This is a genomic window from Alcanivorax sp. HI0083, assembly GCF_001635175.1.
In genome coordinates this window covers 1-1,384 of the sequence record NZ_LWFX01000524.1, presented here as the reverse complement: position 1 = coordinate 1,384, position 1,384 = coordinate 1, and the positions used below count along the sequence as shown (strand labels likewise).

The window sequence follows — 1,384 nt, the reverse complement described above, 5'->3', positions numbered from 1 at the left end:
GCCAACTTTCGCGCTCACGCGCGGTTCGCACCTCGAGAGGTACTTGTATGTTTGAATGCTCTTCCTGCAACCATGCAGGACTTGCCGGGGTGGAGGGACCAAAGGAGCATCTGACCCAAGGGTACAGACGGTAGGAGATTTGGCCCCACCCCGCACCTATTCATACGCCGATAAAGAATCCATCGGCTGAGTTGCACCTCAGACCGACGATACCTAGCAAGCCAGCGTTCAGGTGCGCCCCGACAAGCATGTGTAACCTAGCGCAAGGGGCTGTTCAGTGGCAATGCAAGTAGAATCCTCCATTATCGGCATCGACGTGGCCAAGGCCGAGTTGGTCATCTATTTCCTGGGCCAGACCTATTCCATTGAGAACACACCCCAAGCCATTCGGGCTTGGCTCAAGGATCTGCCTTCCCTCTGCGAGATAGCCATCGAGGCCACTGGCACTTATCACATGGATGTCATTGAGCTGGCCCACCGTAAAGGCCACCACATCTACGTGATTGATGGTTCTCGCCTCCACCATTACCGCAAGGGCACAGGTGGTCGCGCAAAAACGGACGCCTCTGATGCGCAGCTACTTGCCCGCCATCTGCAACATGAAAAAGGGGCCTTGCGCCGCTGGAGTCCGCCACCCAAGGCGTATCGGACGCTGCAGACCCTACTGCGCCGCCGTGCGGCACTGGTCAAGGCACGAACCATTATCCAGCAAAGCCTGGGTGCAGAGCCGCTACTCAAAGCGGGCTTGAAGAGGTTGATCTCTCAGATCAACACGCTGGATGCACAGATCCAGAAACACCTTCGCGACACGGTAAGAGACGCTGGGCTCAGCGAACAGGTGCAACGGTGCAAGGCCCTGGAGGGCGTGGGCGATCTGACCGCCTACGCTCTGGTCATGGCCTTCTTAAGGGGCGACTTCAGGAACAGTGATGCCTTCGTGGCCTTCCTGGGGATGGACGTTCACGTGAGAGACTCAGGCACCAAAACCGGCAAGCGAAAACTGACCAAGAAAGGGGACTCAGAAGCTCGCAGGCTGCTTTACTGCGCGGCCATGGCCGCTCGCCGGAGCAAGCGTTGGGCAGGGGTCTATCAGGCTTATCTGGATCGAGGGCTGGCAACTACCCAAGCGTTAGTCATCCTGGCGCGCAAACTGGTTCGTATCGCCTTCGCGCTTATGAAAAATGGCACCGACTATCAGCCGGCCCCTGCCTCATGAAGACTGGGGTGGACAACATAGAATCTCCTACAGGNGCTTANNGGTAGGTGGCGGAGTTCAAGGCCATTTCCTGTTTACGCTTTCTGCTGGCCACCCTCGCCTTGCGTTTCTTCCACCAGATCACCAGGCCGGTGATGGAGAGCATGGCCACGGCGATGCCCATGATCG

Annotated in this window: 1 protein-coding gene; it reads left to right on the top strand. The window is 57.8% G+C overall.

Annotation, left to right across the window (positions count from 1 at the left end; all coding sequences use genetic code 11):
- The first annotated feature begins 283 nt into the window (after positions 1-283).
- Entirely contained in the window at positions 284-1,216 is a 933-nt protein-coding gene (locus A3754_RS05420) for an IS110 family transposase (protein ID WP_063519027.1), read from the top strand.
- Positions 1,217-1,384 lie beyond the last annotated feature (168 nt).

Excerpts from the sequence above, each read along its gene's own strand:
- A3754_RS05420 (WP_063519027.1), top strand. The coding sequence starts at position 284 with ATGCAAGTAGAATCCTCCATTATCGGCATCGACGTGGCCAAGGCCGAG.